The organism is Oleiphilus sp. HI0066 (assembly GCF_001635725.1).
In genome coordinates this window covers 1-2,107 of record NZ_LWFH01000714.1, presented here as the reverse complement: position 1 = coordinate 2,107, position 2,107 = coordinate 1, and the positions used below count along the sequence as shown (strand labels likewise).

The 2,107-nt window shown below is 42.4% G+C and carries 3 protein-coding genes; all 3 read left to right on the top strand.

All coding sequences use genetic code 11. The features are described 5' to 3' along the window. Nucleotides 1-299: PspA/IM30 family protein (locus A3738_RS08855; protein WP_197473737.1), on the top strand; the 299-nt coding region annotated here is incomplete at its 5' end. A 65-nt stretch (nucleotides 300-364) separates the two neighbouring features. Beyond that, on the top strand, nucleotides 365-1,054 hold the full coding sequence (locus A3738_RS08850) for an OB-fold-containig protein (RefSeq protein ID WP_082878579.1): 690 nt from the start codon (nucleotides 365-367) through the stop codon (nucleotides 1,052-1,054). Between the two features lie 45 nt (nucleotides 1,055-1,099). Beyond that, a partial coding sequence (locus A3738_RS08845) for a flotillin family protein (protein WP_369819787.1) occupies nucleotides 1,100-2,107 on the top strand: 1,008 nt, incomplete at its 3' end.

Genomic DNA, 2,107 nt, shown 5'->3' with positions numbered 1-2,107 from the left:
TCAAGCGTTTGAAGCAACAGGTTGATACGGTTAAGGCTAATGAAAATGTTCAACGGGCACAAGCTGCCGTAGCTGAACGTCATAGCGGCTCACATTCAAAAATGAGAACGGCAATGGACTCATTAGATCGGATCAAAGAAAAACAGGCGCTTAAGTCTGCACAGATGGCAGCTGCTAGTGAACTTGCTGAAGACAGCTCCGCTACATCGCTTCAAGCAAAGCTTGAAGAAGCCGGTATCGCTGCGAGTGGGAGCAGCGCTGATGACATCTTGGAACGCTTGAAAAAGAAGTCTACGTAAAAGATAACCAAGCAATACTAGATTTTATTCAGAGATAGCGGAAGTAATACAAAGGAGGATTGGAAATGTTTGCGATATTTTTAATGGATGATATGGATCCGTTTTATCAAAATATATCGTCGTTCCCAACTGTATTCTTTACATTCCTTTTGCTTGTTGTCGTGCTGTATTGGGTCGTCGCAGTTTTGGGCTTAATTGAAATTGATGTGCTGGATTTCGATATTCCCGAAGCCAATGGAATTGATATCAATGCCGAACAGGGTTTGAATAGTGCGAACGTTTTAGCTGGCTTGATGTTGCGCTTTGGTCTTCATGGCGTTCCGGTCACAATTATTTTGTCGTTTATCGCATTATTTGGTTGGGTCATTTGCTACTACGTAGTGCACTTTTTGATGGGTATTTTACCAGAAGGTTTGTTTAGTCTTTTGGCTAGTATCCCAATATTGCTTGGGTCGCTATATATTTCCGTCATGATAACTGCAGCGCTTATCAAACCATTACGGCCTTTGTTCAAAAAAGCATCTCAAGAAACAGTCAAGCGCGTTTTGGGCCAAACGGCTGTAGTTAAAACATCTCGTGTGGATAACAGCTTTGGGGAGGCAACTCTTGAAGATGGTGGCGCCGGGTTGTTGCTGAAGGTGCGTACTGATGGCAGCGCAAGTTTTTCTAAAGGAGATCGGGTTGTGCTGCTCGAATATAACAAAGAAGAAAATACTTACCGCGTGATCTCTGAGGATGACTTCGCGGGAAGCTGATCAAATTTTAATTAAAGATACAATCTTGGAAATGGAGTAACCACTATGGCCGATCTGTCTGTGTTGATGCCTTTGGTATTTGGTGTAGGAATATTTTTTGTCTTTCTAATGGGCTTTGCTGCGCTGTTTAAAGCCTTTTACATAAAGGTAGAGCAAGGAACAGCTCTGATTGTTAACGATATGTCGTCAAAACCAAAAGTTCACTTCACTGGTGCTTTGGTTTATCCCATTATTTATAAGAAAGAATTGATGCGAATCTCCTTGATCACTTTAGAAGTTGATCGAAGAGGTAAAGATGGATTGATCTGTGCCGATAATATGCGTGCGGATATCACCGTAGCTTTCTACCTGCGAGTAAATGAAACAGCTGATGATGTGTTGAAAGTAGCTAAGTCAATTGGTGCAGATCGTGCGTCTGATAAAGAAGCAGTCAATCAACTGTTCAATGCGAAATTTTCAGAGGCACTTAAGACTGTAGGTAAGCAAATTGACTTCGTTAAGCTGTTTGAGAACCGACAAGAATTCAGAGACAAAATCGTTGAAGTCATCGGTGATGATTTGAACGGCTACGTTCTCGAAGATGTGGCGATTGATTACTTAGAGCAAACGCCTAAAGCGTCCCTTGACCCAAACAACATTCTTGATGCAGAAGGGATTAAAAAGATTACAGCGCTAACTGCAGAGCAGAACGTTCGAACGAATATTCTTGAGCAAGATGAAGCTTTGGCGATAAAAAAGAAAAATGTTGAGACCGTTGAAGCAATGCTTGAGCTAGAGCGTCAGCAAGCGGATGCCGAAGAAAAACAGAAGCGCGAAATTGCAACCATTAGTGCTCGCGAACAAGCAGAGACGAAGAAGGTTCAGGAGGAAGAACGAAAAAAAGCAGAAGCGACGACTATTCAGGTTGAGCAAGACCTTCAGGTCCAGAAAGAGAATCAACAGAGAGAAATTGAGGTTGCAGAACAAAATCGTCAACGTGCTGTAGCGATTGAAGAAGAGAAGGTGACACGAGCGCGTGATCTTGAGATTGTATCTCGTGAACGTGAAGTTGAA